The following is a 19,004-nucleotide window of genomic DNA, read 5'->3' on the forward strand; positions in this document are numbered from 1 at the left end:
GAAACGATGGAATGGCCGCATGACTGCACCCGAGATCGACGAAGAACCCCCCGAGCACCGGCGTTACGCCCGCTACCTGCAGGTCCTGGACGGCGTCCCGGAGAGCGTGCTGGAGGCAGACGAGGCCGACCTGGTGGCCGGGATACTCCGCGACGACTGCGTGTCGATGGCGGAGTCCGCGGTGAACCGCCACCTGGAGCGCCGGGCGGCCCACTTGCTGACCGGGTCCGGATTCCCCGCCTGGGCCCGGATGATGGCCGCGGTCATCGGGGACCGGCCCTTCCTGGTCCGCCGCTTGCGCGAGTGGACCCTCCTGCGGACGGTCGCCCTCGACGAGCCGTGGACGGCCGAGGAGCTCACCGGCGCGTCCGACTGGTTCCAGCGCACGGCATCGGCCGCGCAGGTCGTCACCTCGCCCGACGCCCTCACCCTGCTCGCCGAGCACGGACGCACCCGTCGGGTCCGGAACGCGGCGAGCCGCCGTATCGAGGGACCGGGGCAACGCACGAGCTGACGCGCGCTCTGCCGGCGCCGGGTCGGGCCGGGGGAGGGAGGTCACAGACCTGGACCCTTATGGACCTCTTGCTCTGTATGTCACTCTGGCCGCTGAACCGGGTCACACACCTGCCGCACGGCCCGGACGACCGACCGACACGGAAAACGCCCATGTCCTTGCCGTTCCCGTCCCGTGCCGTGCCCGCCGTACTCGCCGGAGCCGTGGCCGCCCTGCTGGCGGCGTGCGCTCCCTCGGCTGCCGCCGGTGCCGCGGCTCGCCCGCAGACGACCGCAGCCATACCCGCCTCGGCCCCGGCTGCTGCCCCGCCCGCCGCCTCCGCGACGTACGCGCCCGCCGCTGAACCGTCCCCCACTGCCCCCGCTGCCTCCGCGCCGGCGTCCGCGGCCGCCTCGTACGCCGGCGCCCGAACCCAGGCCTCGGTCCTGTCCATACCTTCTGTGGGCATCTCGGGACTGCGCGTGACGCCGTACGAGGGCACCACCGACGACGTGCCGGGCACCCGCATCCAGGATCTCGGTCACGCGGCCAGCCCCTACGGGAAGCTGGGCGGAGTCGGACCCGGTCAGGTGGGCAATTACCTGATCACCGCGCACCGGCTGTCGGCAGGCGGTCCGCTGCGCGAGCTGCCCTCCGTGGACAAGGGCGACACGGTCCTCGTGACCGTCGGGAAGGTGGAGTACACCTACGAGATCGTCGCGACCCGCAAGACGTCCTTCCGGTCGGAGCGCTCGCTCGGCGAACAGCGCGCGGCCGTGCCAGGGGCGCCCGGGGTGGCCCCCACCCAGGCCATGATCACGATCTCGACCTGCGCCACGCCGGAGGACCACGCCGAGGGCAACTTCTGGAGCGACGCCCAGGGCAACCCCGAGCACCGCATCGACAAGATAGGCGTGCTGCGCAAGACCTCCGCGGCCCGTTGACGCACCCGGCCCGGACGGGGGCGGGCCGTACCGGACCGGGATCACGATCTCGTACCGACGGGTAGTTTCAGCCAAATCTCCTCATGCTGATGACATGCTCCTGACAGTTCACGGTGGCTGTGGGACTCTCCGGGCACGCACTCCGCACCCTCTGAGAGGCCCAGCGCCTCGCCCACCCCCACCAGCACGTGGCATGGAGGAGCGAATCATGAGGCACACCACCCCCATCAGGCACAGCACCCGCATCGCCCGCATCGCCGGGATCGCGACCCTGGTCGTCGCGGCGGCCTTCACCAGTACCGGAACCGCCCTCGCGCACGGCACCGGAGCCGCGGCCGCCGACCAGAAGGTCGACGGCGTGATCGTGGTCGCCGGCAACAGTTGCAGCTGGACCAACGCGAGCACCAGCGCCGCTGCCCCGGCCGCGCTCACCGTCGACCGCACCACGATCAACACGCCGGGAGGCAACCTGGGCTGCGGCGGCGGCATCGCCGCCAGCCTCAACAACAACCCCGCCTTCACCTTCGACGACGCAGCCGGAACAGCGCGGACCGATCTGATCGACATCACCGGCAGGCAGAGCTTCATCTCCTGCCGCTACAAGGCGACGAACATCGTGTGGGACCGCGACGGGGTGAGCCGGAAGTACATCAACCGGGCCTTCACCGCCGCCAAGACCTCGGGCAGCTTCCTGTGTCCGGGATCGGTCGCCACCCCGGCCGGGGACGCGTCCATGCTCTTCCGCTGAGCCGACCGATCGTCAGGGCGGCTACTCACGTGGATCTGAGTAGCCGCCCCGAGGTCCACCCGATGCCCCGCGCCTACGCTCAGACCATGAGCTCCGTTCAGTCCGCAACCAGCAAGGTCCCACCCCGCTCGAGCGCGCGCCGCCTCGTCCGTACGGCGCTGATACTCGGCGGCGTCACACTCCTTGCGGCCGTGTCCTGGGCCGGCTACCGCCTGTGGAACGGCGCGCCGTACCCGGAGGTCGACCCGAACGTGGTCGGCACTCGACTCCGCGCGGAGGTCGAACGCGTACACGACGACCTGGCTCTGACCAGGACGGCTGCCGAGGGGCCGTATCGAGTGGAAACGGGTGCCTGCTACTACCGCGGACTGCGGGGCTTCGCCCACATCGACCAGTCCCGCCGGGACGTTTACAGCTTCGATCTCGACACGAGCACCACCGGTGTTCCGGAGGCCATCGCCCGCACCGGTCAGGAACGCGTCCGCAGCCGGCTGTCACAGCAGGGCTGGAAGCTCATCGGCGAGAACATCACCAGCATGGGATTCCGTTTCGAGAACCCGGACACCGGTGACACGGTCGACGTCAGATGGTACGAGCCCACGGGCACGCTCGCCGTCAGCGTCTTCTCGCAGTGCGGGAAGGTCCCCGCGGGCTTCCCCGGCTAAGCGTCGAGTCTCAAGTGCCGGGACCCCGGCCTCGATGACGTCAGCCATCACTGCCGACGGCCGGATGTGCGTCCAGGCGATGCCCGAGTGCTCGACCGCCTCGGGGCGGCCGCCGCACTGGTCCGGCTCGGCGATCACACGCACACGCCTGCCCGGGGGGTGTGCTTCGCGCCCTTTGTCAAGCCCCGAAAGGTCGCGGCATGACGTGGCCGGGGGGAGGGGGCTTACTCAGGAGATGGACGTACGCGCAGTGCGTGGTCCTTGTCGGTATTCCAGGTTTCACCTCCGGGATGTGGAGGCGTTGACGGTTCGGAAGGAGTGAGCGCATGCGAGTCACCATTGTTTACCCGCTGCCTTATGTCGGGGGGCGAGACGCGTGAGTTCCCTGCCTCCTTCTTCCGAGCGTCCCACTGGTCCTCCGCCCGGCCCTTTGTCGGGCCGGGGCGAGCACGCACCGCCTCCGCCGCCTCCGCCGCCATCAGTGCCTCCGCCTCCGGCGGGGGCTTCGCCGTCGGGGCCGCCGTCGGGCCCTCTGCCCGTGTCTTCCGCCGGGTCCTCGCTTTCGCCGGCGGGCGGCGGCGGGCGGGGTCGTCGGTGGCGATCGCGCTGGGCCGTGCTGAGCATGAGTACGGCGGTGGCCGTGGTGTCGGCGGTCGTCCTCAGCTTCATCGTGCTGGGCGGGAACACCGCGGTGGGCGGTGAGGTCTTCCTCCAGGCCGCTCCTGAGGTCGGGCCGGATCCGTTCACTCCTTCGACGGCCACTCAGGCCGAGAGCGTCGCCCAGGTCACGCCGATGGCCGCCGGCGGGAAGGCGAAGGTCGGCGCTGACGCCACGAGCGCCACGGGCGCTGCGCGCACGCTCGAGGTCGATGGTGGGTATCCGGGGCTGTACGGAGGCACGCGGAACGTCGTGAGCTGTGACGTGGAGAAGCAGATCCGCTTCCTCACGCAGCACCCGGACAAGGGCAGGGCGTTTGCCGTCTCGCTGGGTATCCGCCAGCCCCGGATTCCCTCGTACCTGCGGTCGCTGACCCCCGTCCGGCTGGGCTGGGACACCCGGGTCACCAACCACGGGTACCGGAACAACGCGCCCACCAGCTACCAGGCGGTCCTGCAGGCCGGCACGCCCGTTCTGGTCGACGGCCGCGGCGTGCCCAGGGTGCGCTGCGCCTGCGGCAACCCCTTGGGCCCGCCGGTCGCGGTCAGGGGCAGGCAGACGTACAGCGGTGAGAAGTGGTCCTCGTTCCGGTCCTCCGGCCTCGTTGCGGTCAGGCCGACCGCGAAGCCGGTGAAGACCGTCACGGTCTTCGACCAGGGCCGCAAGGGATGGTACGAGCGCCCGAGCGGAGCGGCGGAGGGCAGGCACGACCGTCCGGTCCCGCCCCCGCAGGGCCAGACGCCCGGCTCGGCCTACCCGGTCCTGCCGGCGGCCCACCCGGGATCGGTGCAGACGCCCCCTGACAAGGGCACGGACACGGCCCCGGGCAGCACCCCGGGGAACGCCCCGGGCAACGTCCCGGGCGAGGCCCCGGGCAACGTCCCGGGCCAGGCCCCGGGCAACGTCCCGGGTCAGAACCCGGGCAACGTCCCGGGCCAGGCCCCTGGCAAGGCACCGCTCCAGGAACCGGGCCAGAAGCCGGGCGCGGTCCCGGGTCAGGACGCGGGGAAGGTCCCGGGCCAGGAGCCCGGCAAGGCGCCGCCTCAGGAGTCCGGACAGGCCCCGGCGAAGGTGCCGGACAAGGTACCGGGCCAGGACCCGGACAAGGTACCGGGCCAGGCGCCCGGCAAGGGTGTCGTCAAGGAGCAAGGCCAGGACCCTGACACGGCCCCCGGGAAGGTGCCGGGCAAGGAGTCCGGCCAGGAGCCTGGCGAGGACCCGGGGAAGGAACCAGTCAAGGTGCCGGGCCAGGCCCCGGACGAGGAGTCCGGCCAGGAGTCGGGCAAGGCTCCAGGCCAGGGCACGGGCAAGGAGTCGGTCCCGGACCCGGACAAGGGTTCGAGCAAGGACGCGGGAAAACTGCCGGGTGATGAGTCCGGCCAGGCACCGGGCAAGGAGCGGGGTCAGGAGCCCGGCAAGGACAGCGGTAAGGCGCCGGACAAGGTGCCGGGTAAGGAGTCGGACAAGGGCTCGGACAAGGGCTCGGACAAGGGCTCGGGCGAGGACTCGGGAAAGGTGCCGGGGCAGGAGTCCGGCAAGGAGCCGAGCAAGGAGACGGAAAAGCTGCCGGGTGACGAGTCCGGCCAGGCACCGGGCAAGGAGCGGGGTCAGGAGCCCGGCAAGGACAGCGGCAAGGCGCCGGACAAGGTGCCGGGTAAGGAGTCGGACAAGGGCCCGGGCAAGGGCTCGGGGGAGAAGCCGGACAAGCACCCGGGTCAGGACCCCGGCAAGGTGCCCGGCCAGGACTCGGGCAAGGAGCGGGGCCAGGACTCGGGGAAGGTGCCGGGCCACGACCCGGACAAGACCCCCGGGAAGGTGCCGGAAAAGGAGTCGGGCCAGGAACCGGGCAAGGCGCCGGAGAAGGATGCCGGCGAGGACCCCGGAAAGGCATCGCCCGGGAACGAGCCGGGCAAGCACTCGGGTCAGGAGTCCGGGAAGGTGCCGGGTCAGGAGTCCGGGAAGGGCCCCGGCAACGGCCCGGGGAAAGCGCCGGGCCAGGAGTCGGACAAGGTCCCCGGTCAGGATTCCGGGAGTGTGCCGGGCCAGGACCCGAACCGGGAGTCCGGGAAGGTGCCGGGGCAGGGTCCGGGTAAGGCCCCGGGCAACGGCGGTGGCAATGACCCGGGCAAGGCGCCCGGGAGCGAGCCGGGCAAGCACTCGGGTCAGGACCCGGGAAAGGCGCCGGGCCAGGAATCCGGCACCGGCTCCGGCAACGGCCAGGGGAAGGTGCCGGGCCAGGGAACGGGGCAGCCGCCCGGTCAGGATCCCGGTAGCGATCCGGGGAGGCAGCAGGGCGGGGATTCCGGTAGTGGGCAGGGGGCGGAGGAGCAGTCCGGGTGATCCGGTGGTCCGGTTGCCCGGGCGATGAGCTCCGGCTGAGCCACCGCGGGCGATGCCTGCGGTGGCTGCGTCCGTGGCTGCGCACCTTGACCGGCCGGCTGAACTGCGCTCCGCCTTGGCCCGGGAGGCGGGCCCGGGCAGTCCGGGAGAATGGACATCATGGCGCAGACGCGGGAGTGGACGTACGACGGCTCGGAGTTGACCTGGCTTCAGGAACGGCTCGGCCGGCCCGGTACCGGCCCCGGGCACGTCGTGTCCGAGCTGGTGCCGAGCGGATTCGAGGCGTACCTGCGCATCTTTCACCGTTTCGAGGCCACGGACGGGTCGGGCCGTACCCGCAAGTGGCAGACGTGGGCCGAGGCAGCAAGGATCGATTTCCACTCTGAGTTGTCGCACCTTTCGCTCCCTGACCGGCACGGCGCCGGGGGCGAACTGGTGTGGACGACCGAAGAAGGGGCCCTTGACGGCCGGAGCCGAGGCGCACTGGCACGTCGTCTCGCCGGCGTGACCGGCGACCAGGGCATCTGCTTCGCCTACGACCTGGCGGCGCTCTGCTGGGGTGAGGAAGAACCACTCATCCGCCATGCCTCCCTGGCCGGTCTGGAATCCGTACGGGAGGAAGTCGCGGACAGGGTGGGTTCGGCCGGCCCGGAATTCTGGTGGCCGCAGGACCGTAGCTGGGTGGTCACCACTGACTACGACCTGCGGTCCACCTACGTCGGCTGCTCGAGCGAGCCCGCTGAGCAGATCCTGGACAACGACGAGCTCGAAGCCCTGCCGGTCACCCCGCAGACACGCGTCGACTGGTACGCCGACAGCCCGCAACCCCGGGGATGACACTGCTCGGGATTCACGCGCGGTGTGTCAGGTGGTGATGGTGGCGACGGGTTCGAGGCCGTAGGTGCGGGCGTAGCCGTTCTCGGTGCCGACGAGGAGGTCGATGACCTCGAAGTAGCGGTCCCAGAACGGGGTTTCGCGCAGTGCGTCGATGAGGAGCTGGTAGGCGTGGTGGTCTTCGGCTTCCCACATCCAGACGTCGGTGACGCGCGCGGAGTAGAACTCGGTGTCGTAGAAGCGTGACCGCACGCCGGTGGTCCCGGCCTCGATCGCGGGCAGGACCTGGGTGGTGAAGGCGTCGACGCGTTGCCGGACGGTCAGGGCGAGCCACTCGGGTGTGGTCTTGACGAGCATGAACGCCGTGACCGGTGGTTCGGTCTTTTCAGCGGACATCAGGGTGCCTCCAACGTGGCAGGGGGTCTTGGTGCGCCGGGCGACTCCGTGCTCCGGCGACGGGTGTGGGCTTCAGGAGAGGACGGCGGGCTTGAGGGTCTGGGCGCACCACTGCTCGAAGCCGGTGGGGGAGGCGGTGTCCGGGGTGCGGGCGACGCCGGCGTCCAGGCCCTGGTCCTTGGCCCGCTTCATGTCGACGAGGCCCTGGACGAACGCCTCGTTGAGGCCGTAGCCGACGAGGGTGGTGTGCAGCTCGTCGAGCGGCCGGCGTTCGTAGCGGACGGGGCGGCCGAGCTGTTCGGTCATGATGCGGGCCAGGTCGTTGGGGGAGACGTCCTGCGGGCCGAGGACCGGGACGCTGTCGGTGCCGGTCCACGAGCGGTCCAGCAGCAGGCCGGCGGCGACGGCCGCGATGTCGGCGCAGGCGACGAGGGGAGCCTTGCGGTCGGCGTCGACGACGTCGGTGAAGACGCCCTTGTCGCGGATCGAGTCGGCCTCCTCCAGGAGGTTCTCGAAGAAGGACGGGTTGGCCAGGGCCCGGTAGGCGACGCCGCTGTCGGCGATGAGGTCGTCCATGGCGAGGGAGGCGGTGACGAGGCCGGCCCGTTCGGCGAGCGGGGTGCCGCGGCCGAGCGCGGAGACGCCGACGACATGGCCGACGCCGTGGGCGGCGAGCGCCTTCACGGCGGGGCGGGTGAAGCCGCTGAAGGCGTCCTGCGGAGTCAGGGAGGCGTCCGGGGGGACGAGCCAGAAGACGGCGTCCGCACCCTCGAAGGCCCGGTCGACGACCTCGGCGTCTCCGTGCGAGCCGGTGATCACCTCGACGCGTCCGCGCGCCGCGTCCGGAAGGCGGGCGGGGTCGCGCACGATCACGCGCAGGTCCTCGCCCGCGGCGGCGCCGGACTCCAGGAGCCGGGAGAGCAGGGGACGGCCGATGTTCCCGGTGGGAGCAGTGATGACGATCATGAAAACCCCATAGGTCGTGCCGGTCGGTACGCCCTCATCCTGCGGAGGATCTCAGGGATGCCACAATGGGAACTTCGGCACGGAATCATTGACTGAAATGGAATGGTGCTGGTGAGCAGCCCGGATTCGGCCCTCGATGCCAATCTCGCCATTGCGTTGGACGCCCTGCTGACCGAGCACAGCGTCACCCGGGCCGCCGCCCGCCTGCACACGTCGCCCGCCGCCATGAGCCGCACGCTCGCCCGCCTGCGCCGCACCCTGCAGGATCCGCTGCTGGTCCGGGCCGGGCAGACCATGGTCCCCACCCCGCGCGCCCTGGCCCTGCGTGAGGAAGCCGCGGCCGTGGTGCAGCGCCTCGGGGCCCTGCTCAGCCCCGACACCGGCGTCGACCCCGCCACCCTGCGCAGCACCTTCACCCTGCAGACCGCCGACCTGGTCGGCGCGGCACTGGCCCCCGGACTGCTGCGCCTGGCCGAGCAGGAGGCGCCGGGGGTCTCGTTCCGGCTCCGGGCCGAGGAGTTGGAGGCCGGTCCCGCCCTGCGCGACGGTCGCATCGACCTGGAGGTCGGGTCCATCGACCATGTGGATCCCGAAACCAGGGTCGAGGAACTGGTCAGCCTCCGCATGGTGGCGGCCGTCCGGCCCGGCCATCCGCTGACCGAAGGACCCGTGACCCCGGCCCGGCTCGCCGCCGCCCAGCACGTCGCGGTCAGCCGCCGCGGCCGCTTCACCGGCCCCCTCGACACCGCCCTGGCCGAGCAGAACCTTCATCGGCGGGTCAGCATCGTCCTCCCCAGCCACCTGGCCGCCATGACCCTCGCCGCGCGCAGCGACATCGTCTGCCTCGTACCCGCCGCACTCCCCGGAGCCGCCCCCTCGCCCCTCACCGACGACGCCATCGCCCTCGGACTGCACCTCCTGGACATCCCCCTGACGATGCCGCCCGTGACCGTCGGCATGGCCTGGCACCCCCGCCATGCGGCCGACCGAGCCCACCACTGGCTCCGCAACGCCATCCGCCGGACCCTCTGCCCGCCCGGGAGCCCAACGGCATGATCCGTCCGCCCCGTCGGGGTGGTCGATCAGCGCAGCGATTCCTTCGGGGGGCGCTCGCGCATGGCTCCGTACGCGATGAAGTACGCCGGGATCCGGTTCAGCCACCGCGACTCGGTGACGAGCTCCGTCATCCGCTTGGCCCGCCGGGGATCGCCGAACGCGGTGCGGCCGGCCAGCAGCGGACCGATGACCTGGGTGTGGGCCAGGCGCTGGAGGCCCTGGGTCGCCACGGTGGTGGGCCAGCGGCGGTGTTGGACGCGGCGCACGTCGCGCAGTCCCACGGTGCCCTCGCGCAGCGGCCGCACGAGGTAGCGGGCCGCGGCCACCGCGTCCTGTACGGCGAGGTTGATGCCGATGCCGCCGACGGGTGACATCGCGTGGGCGGCGTCGCCGATGCACAGCAGCCCGGGGCGGTGCCAGCGGCGCAGCCGGTCGAGCCGTACGTCGAGCAGTTTCACCTCGTCCCAGGAGGTGACGGCGTGGCTCCGGTCGGCCAGCCACGGGACGGCGGCCGTGAAGCGGGACATGAAGCGCTCCAAGCCCTCGGCGCGGCGCTCGACGTCGGTTCCCTTGGGGATGAGCGCGGCGCACTGCCAGTAGTCGCCGCGGTCGATGAGCGCGGTGAAGAACCGGTCGCCCAGTCCGCCCACGAGTCCGCTGGGGTCGTCCTCGTGGCGCGGCAGGCGGAACCACCAGGCGTCCATCGGGCACGGGAAGTCCTCCAGGCCGAGCTCGGTCAGGTCCCTGGCCAGCGAGCCGCGGCCGTCGCAGGCCACGGTCAGGGTGGCCCTGAGTTCGCCGGTGCTGCCGTCCGCGGTGCGGTAGCGCACGCCCGTGACGCGTCCGCGCTCGATGAGGAACGACGTCGCCTCGGTGTCCATGCGCAGGCGGAACGAGGGTTCCCGGGCCGCTTCGTCGGCGAGGAGGTCGAGCAGGTCCCACTGGGGCACCATCGCGATGTAGTTGTACTTTCCGTGCAGCGCCCCGATGTTCCCGATCGTGACCAGGGACCGGTCCGGCCCGAGCGGCAGCTGCACCGTGGTCACGCGACGCTGCGGCAGCTGGGCGAACCGTTCGGCGAGGCCGATGTCGTCGAGCAGCGCAAGGGTCGAGGGGTGCACGGTGTCACCGCGGAAGTCGCGCAGGAAGTCGCCGTGTTTCTCCAGCACCGTCACCTCCACACCGGCCCGGGCCAGCAGCAGCGCCAGCACCATTCCGGCCGGCCCGCCTCCCACCACGCAGCACGTCGTGCGCTCCACGGCAACCACTCCCTTCGCGGGGCTCGGGTGAGTCCCAGGGGAGGTATACCGCACAGGAGGCGGCCGGGCCGGTAGCGGCGACGCCGACCTGACCGGCCTTCAGCAGGCCCTCGTCCCGCGCTACTTGCGGGCGGCCGACGTCACCACTGGTAGGGGCTGTGCATCGTGAGAAAGCGTATGTCGAGGTCGGACTCCAGGTAGTCCATGCGCTGCTCCCAGAAGGCCTGCATGTGGGGGAGGGCGAGGTGGGCGTCGAGATCGGCCTGGGAGCGCCAGGCCTCGTAGAAGACGAAGACGCCGGGCTCGTTGCGATCCTCGTGGAAGTGGTACTCGAGACAGCCGGACTCCTGCCGGGTCGGCTCGACGAACGAGAGCAGGAGTCGCTTCAACTCCTCGGCGCGTTCGGGCTTGGGGCGTGCGGTGCCGACGAGTGCGAACGGCTGGGACATGCAGGGTTCTCCCCCCGATAGGTACAATGAATCTCGTACCTGCCGGACGTTATCGAACTCATAGGTACGATGCAATCCATACCTGAAGGGAGGTGTCCCGAATGCCCGACGGCGAAGGCCACCCGAGCATCGAGGAGATGGAGCTCGGCCCCGTGCTCTCCGCGCTGGCGGATCCACTGCGCCGCCGAGTGGTGCGTGAGCTGGCGGCCGAACCCGACGGCGCGGCACGGACGTGCAGCTCCTTCGGGCTGCCGGTGTCCAAGGCGACCGTCACGCACCACTTCCGCGCGCTCCGCGAGGCCGGGCTGATCCGGCAGGTCGACCGGGGCAACAGCCGGATGGCCAGCCTGCGCCGGGCCGACATCGAGCAGCGGTTCCCCGGACTGCTGGGCATCGTGGCGGCCGAGCCGGCCGAGTAGCCCCGGACCCGTCCCGGCGACGTCGGCGTACGGACGTGCCTCGGTCCCGAACCCCCGACGGGTTCGGGACCGAGGCACATCCGCGGTGCGGCCAGGTCACCGCTTGAAAATGTCCTTGATCTTCTCCTTGGCCTGGCGGGCATCGCCCTTCGCCCGCTCGGCGCGGCCTTCGGCGGTCAGCCGCTCATTGCCCACCAGGCGGCCGGCCGCCTCCTTGAGCTTGCCCTTGGCCTGCTCGGCCTTGGCCCGGCTCTTCTCGTCCCTCGACACAGCTGATCACTCCCTGTGGGTGCGGGAAATGCCTTGTTCTCCGCGTCTGACCCCGATTGCGGCCCGCAAACGTGGGCCGCGGGACCGAGCAGGGCGTCCGGTCAGGCGGGCGGGACGCCGAACGGCATGCCGGAGAGGTAGTGCGTGCCCAGCGCCTCGCGATGGTCCGCGTTTCCGAGGTGCTCGTCCCGACGGAATTCCGGAGCGGCCTTGATCTGTTCCTTCGTACGGTCCACGTAGACCTTCTCCGCCGCGTGGTCGATGCGGGTCACCAGCCCGGCCGGCAGCAGGACCTCCTTGCCGAGGATCCACACGCCGGTGTCGACGACCAGATAGGCGTCGGTGACCTCGTCGGAGTGCTTGTCGACCTTGCCGATGCCGCCGTCGACCGCCTCGACCCCGTAGCCGGTGAGGTCGGCCGCCAGGTAGTCGACACCGACGCGGTAGGCCCACACGTTCTCCGTCATGCGAAACAACTCCTTCGATCGAAACCGTGGCCCCTGCGCCCCCGTGGCCCCGGGGTGCGGGAACCTCCGTCGACGGCGCGCCTGCCCGGTCACCCACGGTTCCACTCCCGTACGTGCAAAGCCGCCGACTCGCTCCGAGAAAAAGTGCGCTCCGACCGTTTGAGCCGATGGAGACCGGCCATAAGCGCGGTCACGGGAGTCCGAGACGGTGAGCGGCGCGGACTCCCGAGCGGACCCGAGCCGCGTGGTGGCATCCCCCCGCCATCACGCGGCCGGGGCTCGTCCGCACCCGGTGCAGGCCATGCCGCCGGCCGGCCCGCACGGCAACCGGACGCCGTCGCCCCTCGGCCGGCGCTCTTTCCGGCCGCGCCGCACACGCCGGTCTCCGTCCTCCTGTGTCAGCTCTCTCCCGCGGGGCAGGGGCGTGAACGTCCATGTCACCTACATCCGTTGAGGAGATATGAACAGCGCTCTTCGTGTGCTGACCGTCCTGGGCGGCTCGATCCTGCTCACCTTCGTGGCCGGATGGGCCTTCGACCTGCTGCTGCGCCGAGCCGACGTCCGCCACCCCGAAACGCCCCTGTGGAACCTGCTGCGGCGGTGCCGCCGCGCCCTGCAGATCGTGCTCCTCGCCGCGCTGCTCAAGGGTGCCTACCGGCAGATCGCCTGGCCACCGCTGCAGGACCACGCGGCCGCCGTCGGCCGGGTCCTCTCGCTGACCCTGATCGGCGCGGGGGCCTGGCTGATGGTGGCCGTGGCCTCCGCCGTCGTCGAGTCGGGGTACGCCCGCTACGCCACGGCCACCCGCGACCCGGCCCGGCTGCGCCGGGTCCGCACCCAGGTGACCCTGATCATGCGGGTGGTCACGGTCCTCGTGGCGGTCGTCGCGGTCGCCGCGATGCTCGTCACCTTCCCGAGCTTCCGCGCGCTCGGCACGTCCGTGCTCGCTTCCGCCGGGATCATCGGAATCGTGGCCGGCGTCGCCGCGCAGTCCACCCTCGGAAACCTCTTCGCGGGCTTCCAGATCGCCTTCGGTGACATGGTGCGCATCGGCGACACCGTCGTGGTCGCGGGCGAGTGGGGGGTGGTCGAGGACATCACCCTCACCTTCCTCGCGGTACGCACCTGGGACGAACGCCGGATCACCATGCCCGTCTCGTACTTCACCACCCGCCCCTTCGAGAACTGGTCACGCGGCGGCGTCCAGATGACCGGCACCGTCTTCCTCCACTGCGACCACCGCGTGCCCGTGGCCCTCATGCGCGACAAGGCCGAAGAGATCCTGCACGGCTGCAAGGAGTGGGACGGCCGCGCCTGGGACCTCGCCGTCACCGAGACGACGCCCTCCACCGTCGTGCTACGGGTCATCGTCACCGCCAAGGACCCCGACGACCTGTGGACGGTGCGCTGCGCCGTACGGGAGCAACTGGTCGCCTGGCTCGCCGAGAAGCACCCGGACGCCCTGCCGCGCGTCCTGCTGGACCCGGCACCCGGACCGGCACGGGGACCGGAAGCCCCCGCCGGAACCGAGGGCCGTCGTACGGCCCAGCCGGAGGCGACCGTCACCTCGCGAGAGCCCCGGTGAACGGCGACCCGACGGCCACGGCCGTCATCGTCCCGCCCGGACAACCGCTCGCATCCCCGCCCGAAAGCTGGGCAGCCGACTGGTACGCGGCCGAACCCGACCGCTTCATCCGCCGAACCGGCAAACGAAGGGCACTCCTGTGGCACGCACCGTCGCCCACGTCATCGTCGACGCACTCGAGGAACTGGGCGTCCAGCACGTCTTCGGCGTGGTCGGCGACGCCTTGAACCCGCTGACCGACGCCATCCGCACCTCCGTCGGCCTGAACTGGGTCGGCTGCCGGCACGAGGAGGCCGCGGCCTTCGCCGCCTCGGCGCAGTCCCAGCTCTCCGGGACCCTCGGGGTGTGCATGGGTACGGTGGGACCCGGCTCCGTGCACCTGCTCAACGGCCTCTACGACGCCGCCAAGAGCCGAACCCCCGTCCTCGCGATCTGCGGCCAGGTCCCCCTGGCCGAGATCGGCAGCGACTACTTCCAGGAGGTCGACAACGACCTGCTCTTCCGCGACGTCGCCGTCCACCGGGCCACCGTCACCTCCCCGGACCAGATGCCGCGCCTGCTGGAATCCGCCGTACGCGCCGCCGTGACCCGGGGCGGTGTGGCCGTCCTCACCGTCCCCGGCGATCTGGGGGATTGCGAAGTGGGCGACGATCGCCCCACGCGGTTCGCCCTCGACCGCGCCGTCACCCGGCCGGACGACCCGGCCCTCGCCCGGGCGGCGGAGCTGCTGAACGCGGCCTCCCGTGTGACCCTGCTCGTCGGTCAGGGCGCCCGCGAGTCCCGTACCGAGGTCCTGCGGACCGCCGAGCTGCTGGCGGCGCCCATGGTCCTCACGCTGAAGGCGAAGGAGGGCTTCGAGGACGACAACGCCTTCCAGGTGGGCCAGACCGGTCTGATCGGCAACCCCGCCGCGGCCCACGCGCTCGACAGCGGTGACGTGCTCCTCATGCTGGGGACCGACTTCCCCTACCGGGAGTGGTACCCGAAGGACGTCAAGGTGGTTCAGGTAGATGCCCGCGAGGAGCACCTGGGACGCCGCACCCCCGTGGACGTGGGCCTGGCCGGCGACGTCGGCGCCACGCTGCGGGCCCTGCTGCCGCTGCTGAACGCGGCCCCGGACCGCGCCCACCTCGACGACGCGCGGAAACGCTTCGCCGACTGGCAGGAGGGGCAGCAGAGGCTGGCCGACCCCGCCCACGATCACCGCTGGACCGGGAAGCTGCGGGCCGCCCTGGACAACCGCGAGCACGCCATCCGCCCCGAGGCGCTGGCCGCGGCCGTGGACGCGTACGCCGCCGAGGACGCCGTGTTCACCTCCGACACGGGTATGGCCACCGTCTGGCTCTCCCGCTTCGTCACGATGCGCGGCGACCGCCGCCTGATCGGCTCGTACAACCTCGGCTCGATGGCCAACGCCATGCCCCAGGCCCTCGGTGCCCAGTTGTGGGCGCCCGACCGGCAGATCGTCGCACTGTGCGGGGACGGCGGGCTGAGCATGCTGCTCGGCGACCTCATGACCATCAAAACGTACCGGCTGCCGGTGAAGCTCGTCGTCTTCGACAACCGCCGCCTGGGCATGGTCAAACTGGAACAGGAGCAGGCGGGTCTGCCCGAGTTCGGCACGGAGCTCGACAACCCCGACTTCGCCGCGGTCGCCACGGCCCTCGGCCTGACGGGGATCCGGGTCACCGACCCGGCCGATCTCCACGAGGGCGTACGCCGGGCGTTCGAGACACCGGGACCGGTCCTGCTCGACGTGCTCACCAACCCGGAGGAAGTCGCCGTGCCCGGCAAGCCGACCGTGGCCCAGGGCTGGGGCTTCGCCGTGGCCAAGGCCAAGGAGCTCCTGCCGGGCCGTGAGGGCTGACGGCCCTCTCACGAGACCATCCGATGTGCCCCGGGGCGCAGTTGAAGGCAAATCGGTACGTGCAGAACGGGAAAGCCGGGGCATACGCGTTTTCGGAGGCGGAGTTCGAGTGGAAACGAGAAATCCGCCCGCACGACAAACGGAAAGAGAAAGGGCGGCGAAACCTCCCTCGCCGTCCTTTCGTTCACCGGAGGAGTTGTTTCGCGTGACTGATGTGTGGAGTTACAAGTCGACGTCGGGCCACCTGGCCGGTACCGACCTCACCGGCTACAAGGTCGAGGCGGTCGACGGCAGCATCGGCAAGGTCGACAAGCACTCCGACGAGGTCGGTGACGCCTACCTGGTCGTGGACACCGGTGTGTGGATCTTCGGCAAGGAAGTGCTCCTGCCGGCCAGCACCGTGATCATGGTCGACCCGGACCAGCGGGTGATCCACGTGGACCGCACCAAGGAGCAGATCAAGGACTCCCCGGAATTCCACCAAGAAAAGCACCTCGGCGACGCGGGCTACCGTGAGCAGCTGGGCATGTACTACGGCGTCGGCGGCCCCTTCGGCGGCCCGTTCGCCTGACCTGCGAGGAGCACGGGGCCCGGACTCGACGCGCCGAGTCCGGGCCCCGTGTATCGCGGGCGTATCGGAAACCGCATACGCCACCGCGACGGCCCTCCGTCTCCAATGAGGGCATGAACCACAACGTATCCCTGTCGCCGCCGCCCCGCCGCACGCGCAGGACCGTGCTCCTCGGCCTGGCGGTGCTCGGCCTCGCGGGCACCGCGCACGTCCTGCGGGGGCCGCTCATGATGTCGGCTCCGGCGTGCACGGCCGGGCGGTGGCACGGCTGCTTCGACACCTTCAACGGTGTGGTGCTCATGACGTTGGTCGCGCTGCCGTTGGCCGTGCTGGTGGTGTGGGCCCTCGCACGCCGGCGGCGTGCCTCCGGCGCGACATCGGCATGGCGGCTGTCGCTGGCCGAGGTGGGCATGGTCCACGGGACGGTGCCGTTCCTGTGGATGACCATGATGCCGGGCGCCGGAGCCGGCATCGTCCCCGGCCGGGTGAGCCTGGTACCGCTGCGGGACCTGGTCACGATGGGGCCGCTGGGGATCGTCGGCAACCTGCTGGTCTTCGCGTCGCTGGGGTTCTTCGCCCCGATGCGATTCGCGGCACTGGCGTCCGTGCCGCGGATCCTGGCGCTCGGGGCGGGCTGCTCGGTCCTGGTCGAAATCGCACAGTACGTCCTGCGGCTGGACCGGGTGTCCTCCGTGGACGACGTACTGGTCAACGCCGCCGGGGCCGTGCTGGCCGCGCTGGCATCGCGCCGCTGGTGGCGCACTTCGGCGCAAGCGCCGTCGGACCGGCCGCGCCCCGCGCTGGTATCGGCAGGCTGAGTGGAGTGTCCGGGGTGGATACGACCGTGGATACGTCGGCGATATCCCGTGCTGCTTAGGCTTCGGACATGCGCGTACTGATCGTGGAGGACGAACCCTATCTGGCCGAGGCCGTCCGGGACGGTCTGCGGCTGGAGGCGATCGCCGCCGACATCGCCGGCGACGGCGACTCCGCCCTGGAACTCCTCAGCGTCAACTCCTACGACCTCGCGGTCCTCGACCGCGACATCCCCGGCCCCTCCGGCGACGAGGTCGCCCGGCGCATCGTCGCCTCCGGCAACGGCATCCCGATCCTCATGCTCACCGCCGCCGACCGGATCGACGACAAGGCTTCCGGGTTCGAGCTCGGCGCCGACGACTACCTCACCAAACCGTTCGATCTGCGGGAGCTCGTCCTGAGGCTGAGGGCGCTGGACCGCAGACGCGCGTACGCCCGGCCCCCGGTCCGCGAGATCGCGGGCCTGCGGGTCGACCCCTTCCGCCGGGAGGTCTTCCGCGACGGACGCTACGTCGCGCTCACCCGCAAGCAGTTCGCCGTGCTGGAAGTCCTCGTCGCCGCCGAGGGCGGGGTCGTCAGCGCCGAAGAGCTGCTGGAGCGGGCCTGGGACGAGAACGCCGACCCCCTCACCAACGCCGTGCGCATCACCGTATCCGCCCTGCGCAAACGACTCGGCGAACCATGGGCCATCGCCACGGTGTCCGGCGTCGGCTACCGCATCGACACCGGCAGTCCGCATGCGTAGACGCCCAGGGCTCAGTGCCCGGCTCAAACTCACCCTCAGCTACGCCGGATTCCTCGCCGTCGCCGGCACGCTCCTGCTCGCCGTGGTGTGGGTGTTCCTGCTGCGCTACGTCCCCGACAACTCCCAGGGCCTGCTCGGGATCTCACCCAACCGCTACCTCCTCGTGCACACCTTCGCCCCCGCCGCGGCCGTGGCGATGGCATTCCTGCTGGTGTTCGGCCTCGTCGGGGGATGGCTCCTCGCCGGCCGGATGCTCGCACCCCTCACGCAGATCACAGACGCCGCACGGAGGGCCGGAAACGGGTCGCTGTCGCATCGCATCCGCATGACGGGCCGCCAGGACGAATTCCGCGAACTCTCCGACGCGTTCGACTCGATGCTCGAACAACTCGAGTCCCACGTCGCCGAGCAGCAGCGGTTCGCCGCGAACGCCTCCCACGAACTGCGCACCCCGCTGGCGATCTCGCGGACGCTCCTCGACCTCGCCCGCAAGGACCCCACGCGGGACCGGGACGAACTCATCGAACGCCTGCACGCCGTCAATACGCGGGCGATCGACCTCACCGAGGCCCTCCTGCTGCTCAGCCGCGGCGACCGCGGAAACCTCCGCCCCGAGAGCGTCGACCTCTCCCTCATCGCCGAGGAAGCCGCCGAAACGCTGCTTCCCCTCGCCGAACAGCGCCGGATCACGCTCGACGTCACCGGCGGGGCGGCCCGGACCAACGGCTCTGCGGAGCTCCTGCTGCGGATGGCGTCGAACCTCGTCCAGAACGCCATCGTCCACAACCTCCCCGCCGGCGGCACCGTGACCGTCCACACCGAGGCGGACGGCGACACGAGCGTGCTGCGGGTCGAGAACACGGGCCGGCGGCTCCCACCGGAGCTGGTACCGACCCTCACCGAACCCTTCCAGCGCGGAACGGAACGCGTACGCACCGACGAGCACGCCGGCGTCGGCCTCGGCCTGGCCATCGTGCACAGCATCGTCCGCGCCCACGACGGGACCCTCGACCTCGTCCCCCGCCCCGCCGGCGGCCTCCACGTCACGGTCCGGCTTCCCGGCACGCCCTCACGGGACGACCTCTAGCTAGCCTCCGGGCTGAGCGCCGACGGCCTGCCGGTAGGCCACGTGCCCGCCCAGCGCACCCGTGACGGCGACGGCAGCCAGGCCGCCCAGCGACCACAGCCTGCCCTTCGCCGTGCGGCCGCGGAGCCGCGCCGTCAGGGAGACGGAGTAGCAGGCCACCGCGGCCACGTTGCAGACCGCGTGGGCCAGCCCGACCCGGGCCTGCTCGGGCGGCAGATCAGCCCAGTCCGCCCAGCCGGCCAGCGCGGCCGGCGCGACCCCGGCCAGCCCGACGCCCGTGAGGGTCGTTGCCGCACGCTGCGTCCCCGGCACCACGTCCAGCACGGCGGCGGACAGCCAGCAGCCGATCGGTACCTGCACCAGGACGGG

General features: G+C 71.3%; 21 protein-coding genes. 14 read left to right on the top strand and 7 right to left on the bottom strand.

From position 1 onward, the window contains the following. The first annotated feature begins 19 nt into the window (after positions 1-19). From RIU97_RS39415 to RIU97_RS39440, 6 genes are all read left to right on the top strand, one after another. The gene (locus tag RIU97_RS39415) at positions 20-514 is read left to right on the top strand and encodes a hypothetical protein (protein ID WP_404962272.1); all 495 of its coding nucleotides are present in this window, start codon (positions 20-22) and stop codon (positions 512-514) included. Positions 515-666: 152 nt separating this feature from the next. Beyond that, positions 667-1,437, top strand: coding sequence for a class E sortase (locus RIU97_RS39420; RefSeq protein ID WP_404962273.1), 771 nt, complete (start codon positions 667-669; stop codon positions 1,435-1,437). Positions 1,438-1,645: 208 nt separating this feature from the next. Further along, positions 1,646-2,185: a hypothetical protein gene (locus tag RIU97_RS39425; protein WP_404962274.1), complete on the top strand. Its 540-nt coding sequence runs from the start codon at positions 1,646-1,648 to the stop codon at positions 2,183-2,185. An 86-nt stretch (positions 2,186-2,271) separates the two neighbouring features. Continuing rightward, a complete protein-coding gene (locus tag RIU97_RS39430; protein ID WP_404962275.1) occupies positions 2,272-2,850 on the top strand; it encodes a hypothetical protein in 579 nt (192 codons plus the stop codon). 622 nt (positions 2,851-3,472) lie between these two features. Continuing rightward, positions 3,473-5,848, top strand: a complete 2,376-nt coding sequence (locus tag RIU97_RS39435; protein ID WP_404962276.1) for a DUF6777 domain-containing protein — start codon at positions 3,473-3,475, stop codon at positions 5,846-5,848. Between the two features lie 159 nt (positions 5,849-6,007). Beyond that, positions 6,008-6,685 carry a hypothetical protein gene (locus RIU97_RS39440; protein ID WP_404962277.1) on the top strand — a complete coding sequence of 226 codons (678 nt, stop codon included), beginning with the start codon at positions 6,008-6,010 and terminating at the stop codon, positions 6,683-6,685. 27 nt (positions 6,686-6,712) lie between these two features. Here the strand turns inward: RIU97_RS39440 and RIU97_RS39445 are convergent, their stop codons facing one another. Together RIU97_RS39445 and RIU97_RS39450 are read right to left on the bottom strand one after the other, a co-directional pair. After that, positions 6,713-7,078 carry a darcynin family protein gene (locus RIU97_RS39445; protein ID WP_404962278.1) on the bottom strand — a complete coding sequence of 122 codons (366 nt, stop codon included), beginning with the start codon at positions 7,076-7,078 and terminating at the stop codon, positions 6,713-6,715. A 72-nt stretch (positions 7,079-7,150) separates the two neighbouring features. Then, complete coding sequence (locus tag RIU97_RS39450) at positions 7,151-8,044, bottom strand: NAD(P)H-binding protein (protein WP_404962279.1); 894 nt, start codon at positions 8,042-8,044, stop codon at positions 7,151-7,153. 102 nt (positions 8,045-8,146) lie between these two features. On the opposite strand from RIU97_RS39450, the gene RIU97_RS39455 reads away from it, so the two are divergent. Beyond that, entirely contained in the window at positions 8,147-9,100 is a 954-nt protein-coding gene (locus RIU97_RS39455; protein ID WP_404962280.1) for a LysR family transcriptional regulator, read from the top strand. A gap of 26 nt (positions 9,101-9,126) precedes the next feature. On the opposite strand, the gene RIU97_RS39460 is transcribed toward RIU97_RS39455, so the two are convergent. Together RIU97_RS39460 and RIU97_RS39465 are read right to left on the bottom strand one after the other, a co-directional pair. After that, complete coding sequence (locus tag RIU97_RS39460) at positions 9,127-10,359, bottom strand: FAD-dependent oxidoreductase (protein ID WP_404962281.1); 1,233 nt, start codon at positions 10,357-10,359, stop codon at positions 9,127-9,129. Between the two features lie 140 nt (positions 10,360-10,499). Continuing rightward, positions 10,500-10,808, bottom strand: coding sequence for a putative quinol monooxygenase (locus RIU97_RS39465; protein ID WP_404962282.1), 309 nt, complete (start codon positions 10,806-10,808; stop codon positions 10,500-10,502). A gap of 101 nt (positions 10,809-10,909) precedes the next feature. Between RIU97_RS39465 and RIU97_RS39470 the strand changes: the two genes are divergently transcribed. Beyond that, a complete protein-coding gene (locus RIU97_RS39470) occupies positions 10,910-11,227 on the top strand; it encodes an ArsR/SmtB family transcription factor (protein ID WP_404962283.1) in 318 nt (105 codons plus the stop codon). A 96-nt stretch (positions 11,228-11,323) separates the two neighbouring features. On the opposite strand, the gene RIU97_RS39475 is transcribed toward RIU97_RS39470, so the two are convergent. Together RIU97_RS39475 and RIU97_RS39480 are read right to left on the bottom strand one after the other, a co-directional pair. Continuing rightward, positions 11,324-11,497, bottom strand: a complete 174-nt coding sequence (locus RIU97_RS39475; protein WP_404962284.1) for a CsbD family protein — start codon at positions 11,495-11,497, stop codon at positions 11,324-11,326. A gap of 101 nt (positions 11,498-11,598) precedes the next feature. After that, positions 11,599-11,964, bottom strand: a complete 366-nt coding sequence (locus tag RIU97_RS39480) for a PRC-barrel domain containing protein (RefSeq protein ID WP_404962285.1) — start codon at positions 11,962-11,964, stop codon at positions 11,599-11,601. Positions 11,965-12,424: 460 nt separating this feature from the next. Between RIU97_RS39480 and RIU97_RS39485 the strand changes: the two genes are divergently transcribed. The 6 genes from RIU97_RS39485 (at position 12,425) to RIU97_RS39510 (ending at position 18,635) form a co-directional block, all read left to right on the top strand. After that, on the top strand, positions 12,425-13,549 hold the full coding sequence (locus RIU97_RS39485) for a mechanosensitive ion channel family protein (RefSeq protein ID WP_404962286.1): 1,125 nt from the start codon (positions 12,425-12,427) through the stop codon (positions 13,547-13,549). A gap of 139 nt (positions 13,550-13,688) precedes the next feature. Beyond that, the gene (locus RIU97_RS39490; protein WP_404962287.1) at positions 13,689-15,416 is read left to right on the top strand and encodes a thiamine pyrophosphate-dependent enzyme; all 1,728 of its coding nucleotides are present in this window, start codon (positions 13,689-13,691) and stop codon (positions 15,414-15,416) included. Positions 15,417-15,621: 205 nt separating this feature from the next. Beyond that, the gene (locus RIU97_RS39495) at positions 15,622-15,987 is read left to right on the top strand and encodes a PRC-barrel domain-containing protein (protein WP_404962288.1); all 366 of its coding nucleotides are present in this window, start codon (positions 15,622-15,624) and stop codon (positions 15,985-15,987) included. Between the two features lie 113 nt (positions 15,988-16,100). Beyond that, positions 16,101-16,805: a VanZ family protein gene (locus tag RIU97_RS39500; protein WP_404962289.1), complete on the top strand. Its 705-nt coding sequence runs from the start codon at positions 16,101-16,103 to the stop codon at positions 16,803-16,805. 68 nt (positions 16,806-16,873) lie between these two features. Next, the gene (locus tag RIU97_RS39505) at positions 16,874-17,548 is read left to right on the top strand and encodes a response regulator transcription factor (RefSeq protein ID WP_404962290.1); all 675 of its coding nucleotides are present in this window, start codon (positions 16,874-16,876) and stop codon (positions 17,546-17,548) included. Continuing rightward, a complete protein-coding gene (locus tag RIU97_RS39510) occupies positions 17,541-18,635 on the top strand; it encodes a sensor histidine kinase (RefSeq protein ID WP_404962291.1) in 1,095 nt (364 codons plus the stop codon). The genes RIU97_RS39505 and RIU97_RS39510 overlap by 8 nt, the downstream gene beginning before the upstream one ends. Here the strand turns inward: RIU97_RS39510 and RIU97_RS39515 are convergent, their stop codons facing one another. Continuing rightward, a complete protein-coding gene (locus RIU97_RS39515) occupies positions 18,636-18,995 on the bottom strand; it encodes a DUF2231 domain-containing protein (RefSeq protein ID WP_404962292.1) in 360 nt (119 codons plus the stop codon). It lies immediately after the preceding gene. Positions 18,996-19,004: the final 9 nt, after the last annotated feature.

It is taken from the genome of Streptomyces sp. 147326, assembly GCF_045000215.1.
Taxonomy (GTDB): domain Bacteria; phylum Actinomycetota; class Actinomycetes; order Streptomycetales; family Streptomycetaceae; genus Streptomyces.

Coding starts and splice junctions, on each gene's coding strand:
- RIU97_RS39445 (WP_404962278.1), bottom strand. CDS start 7,078: ATGTCCGCTGAAAAGACCGAACCACCGGTCACGGCGTTCATGCTCGTC.
- RIU97_RS39485 (WP_404962286.1), top strand. CDS start 12,425: ATGAACAGCGCTCTTCGTGTGCTGACCGTCCTGGGCGGCTCGATCCTG.
- RIU97_RS39455 (WP_404962280.1), top strand. CDS start 8,147: ATGGTGCTGGTGAGCAGCCCGGATTCGGCCCTCGATGCCAATCTCGCC.
- RIU97_RS39440 (WP_404962277.1), top strand. CDS start 6,008: ATGGCGCAGACGCGGGAGTGGACGTACGACGGCTCGGAGTTGACCTGG.
- RIU97_RS39430 (WP_404962275.1), top strand. CDS start 2,272: ATGAGCTCCGTTCAGTCCGCAACCAGCAAGGTCCCACCCCGCTCGAGC.
- RIU97_RS39500 (WP_404962289.1), top strand. CDS start 16,101: ATGAACCACAACGTATCCCTGTCGCCGCCGCCCCGCCGCACGCGCAGG.
- RIU97_RS39450 (WP_404962279.1), bottom strand. CDS start 8,044: ATGATCGTCATCACTGCTCCCACCGGGAACATCGGCCGTCCCCTGCTC.
- RIU97_RS39470 (WP_404962283.1), top strand. CDS start 10,910: ATGCCCGACGGCGAAGGCCACCCGAGCATCGAGGAGATGGAGCTCGGC.
- RIU97_RS39510 (WP_404962291.1), top strand. CDS start 17,541: ATGCGTAGACGCCCAGGGCTCAGTGCCCGGCTCAAACTCACCCTCAGC.
- RIU97_RS39465 (WP_404962282.1), bottom strand. CDS start 10,808: ATGTCCCAGCCGTTCGCACTCGTCGGCACCGCACGCCCCAAGCCCGAA.
- RIU97_RS39505 (WP_404962290.1), top strand. CDS start 16,874: ATGCGCGTACTGATCGTGGAGGACGAACCCTATCTGGCCGAGGCCGTC.
- RIU97_RS39435 (WP_404962276.1), top strand. CDS start 3,473: ATGAGTACGGCGGTGGCCGTGGTGTCGGCGGTCGTCCTCAGCTTCATC.
- RIU97_RS39425 (WP_404962274.1), top strand. CDS start 1,646: ATGAGGCACACCACCCCCATCAGGCACAGCACCCGCATCGCCCGCATC.
- RIU97_RS39480 (WP_404962285.1), bottom strand. CDS start 11,964: ATGACGGAGAACGTGTGGGCCTACCGCGTCGGTGTCGACTACCTGGCG.
- RIU97_RS39420 (WP_404962273.1), top strand. CDS start 667: ATGTCCTTGCCGTTCCCGTCCCGTGCCGTGCCCGCCGTACTCGCCGGA.
- RIU97_RS39415 (WP_404962272.1), top strand. CDS start 20: ATGACTGCACCCGAGATCGACGAAGAACCCCCCGAGCACCGGCGTTAC.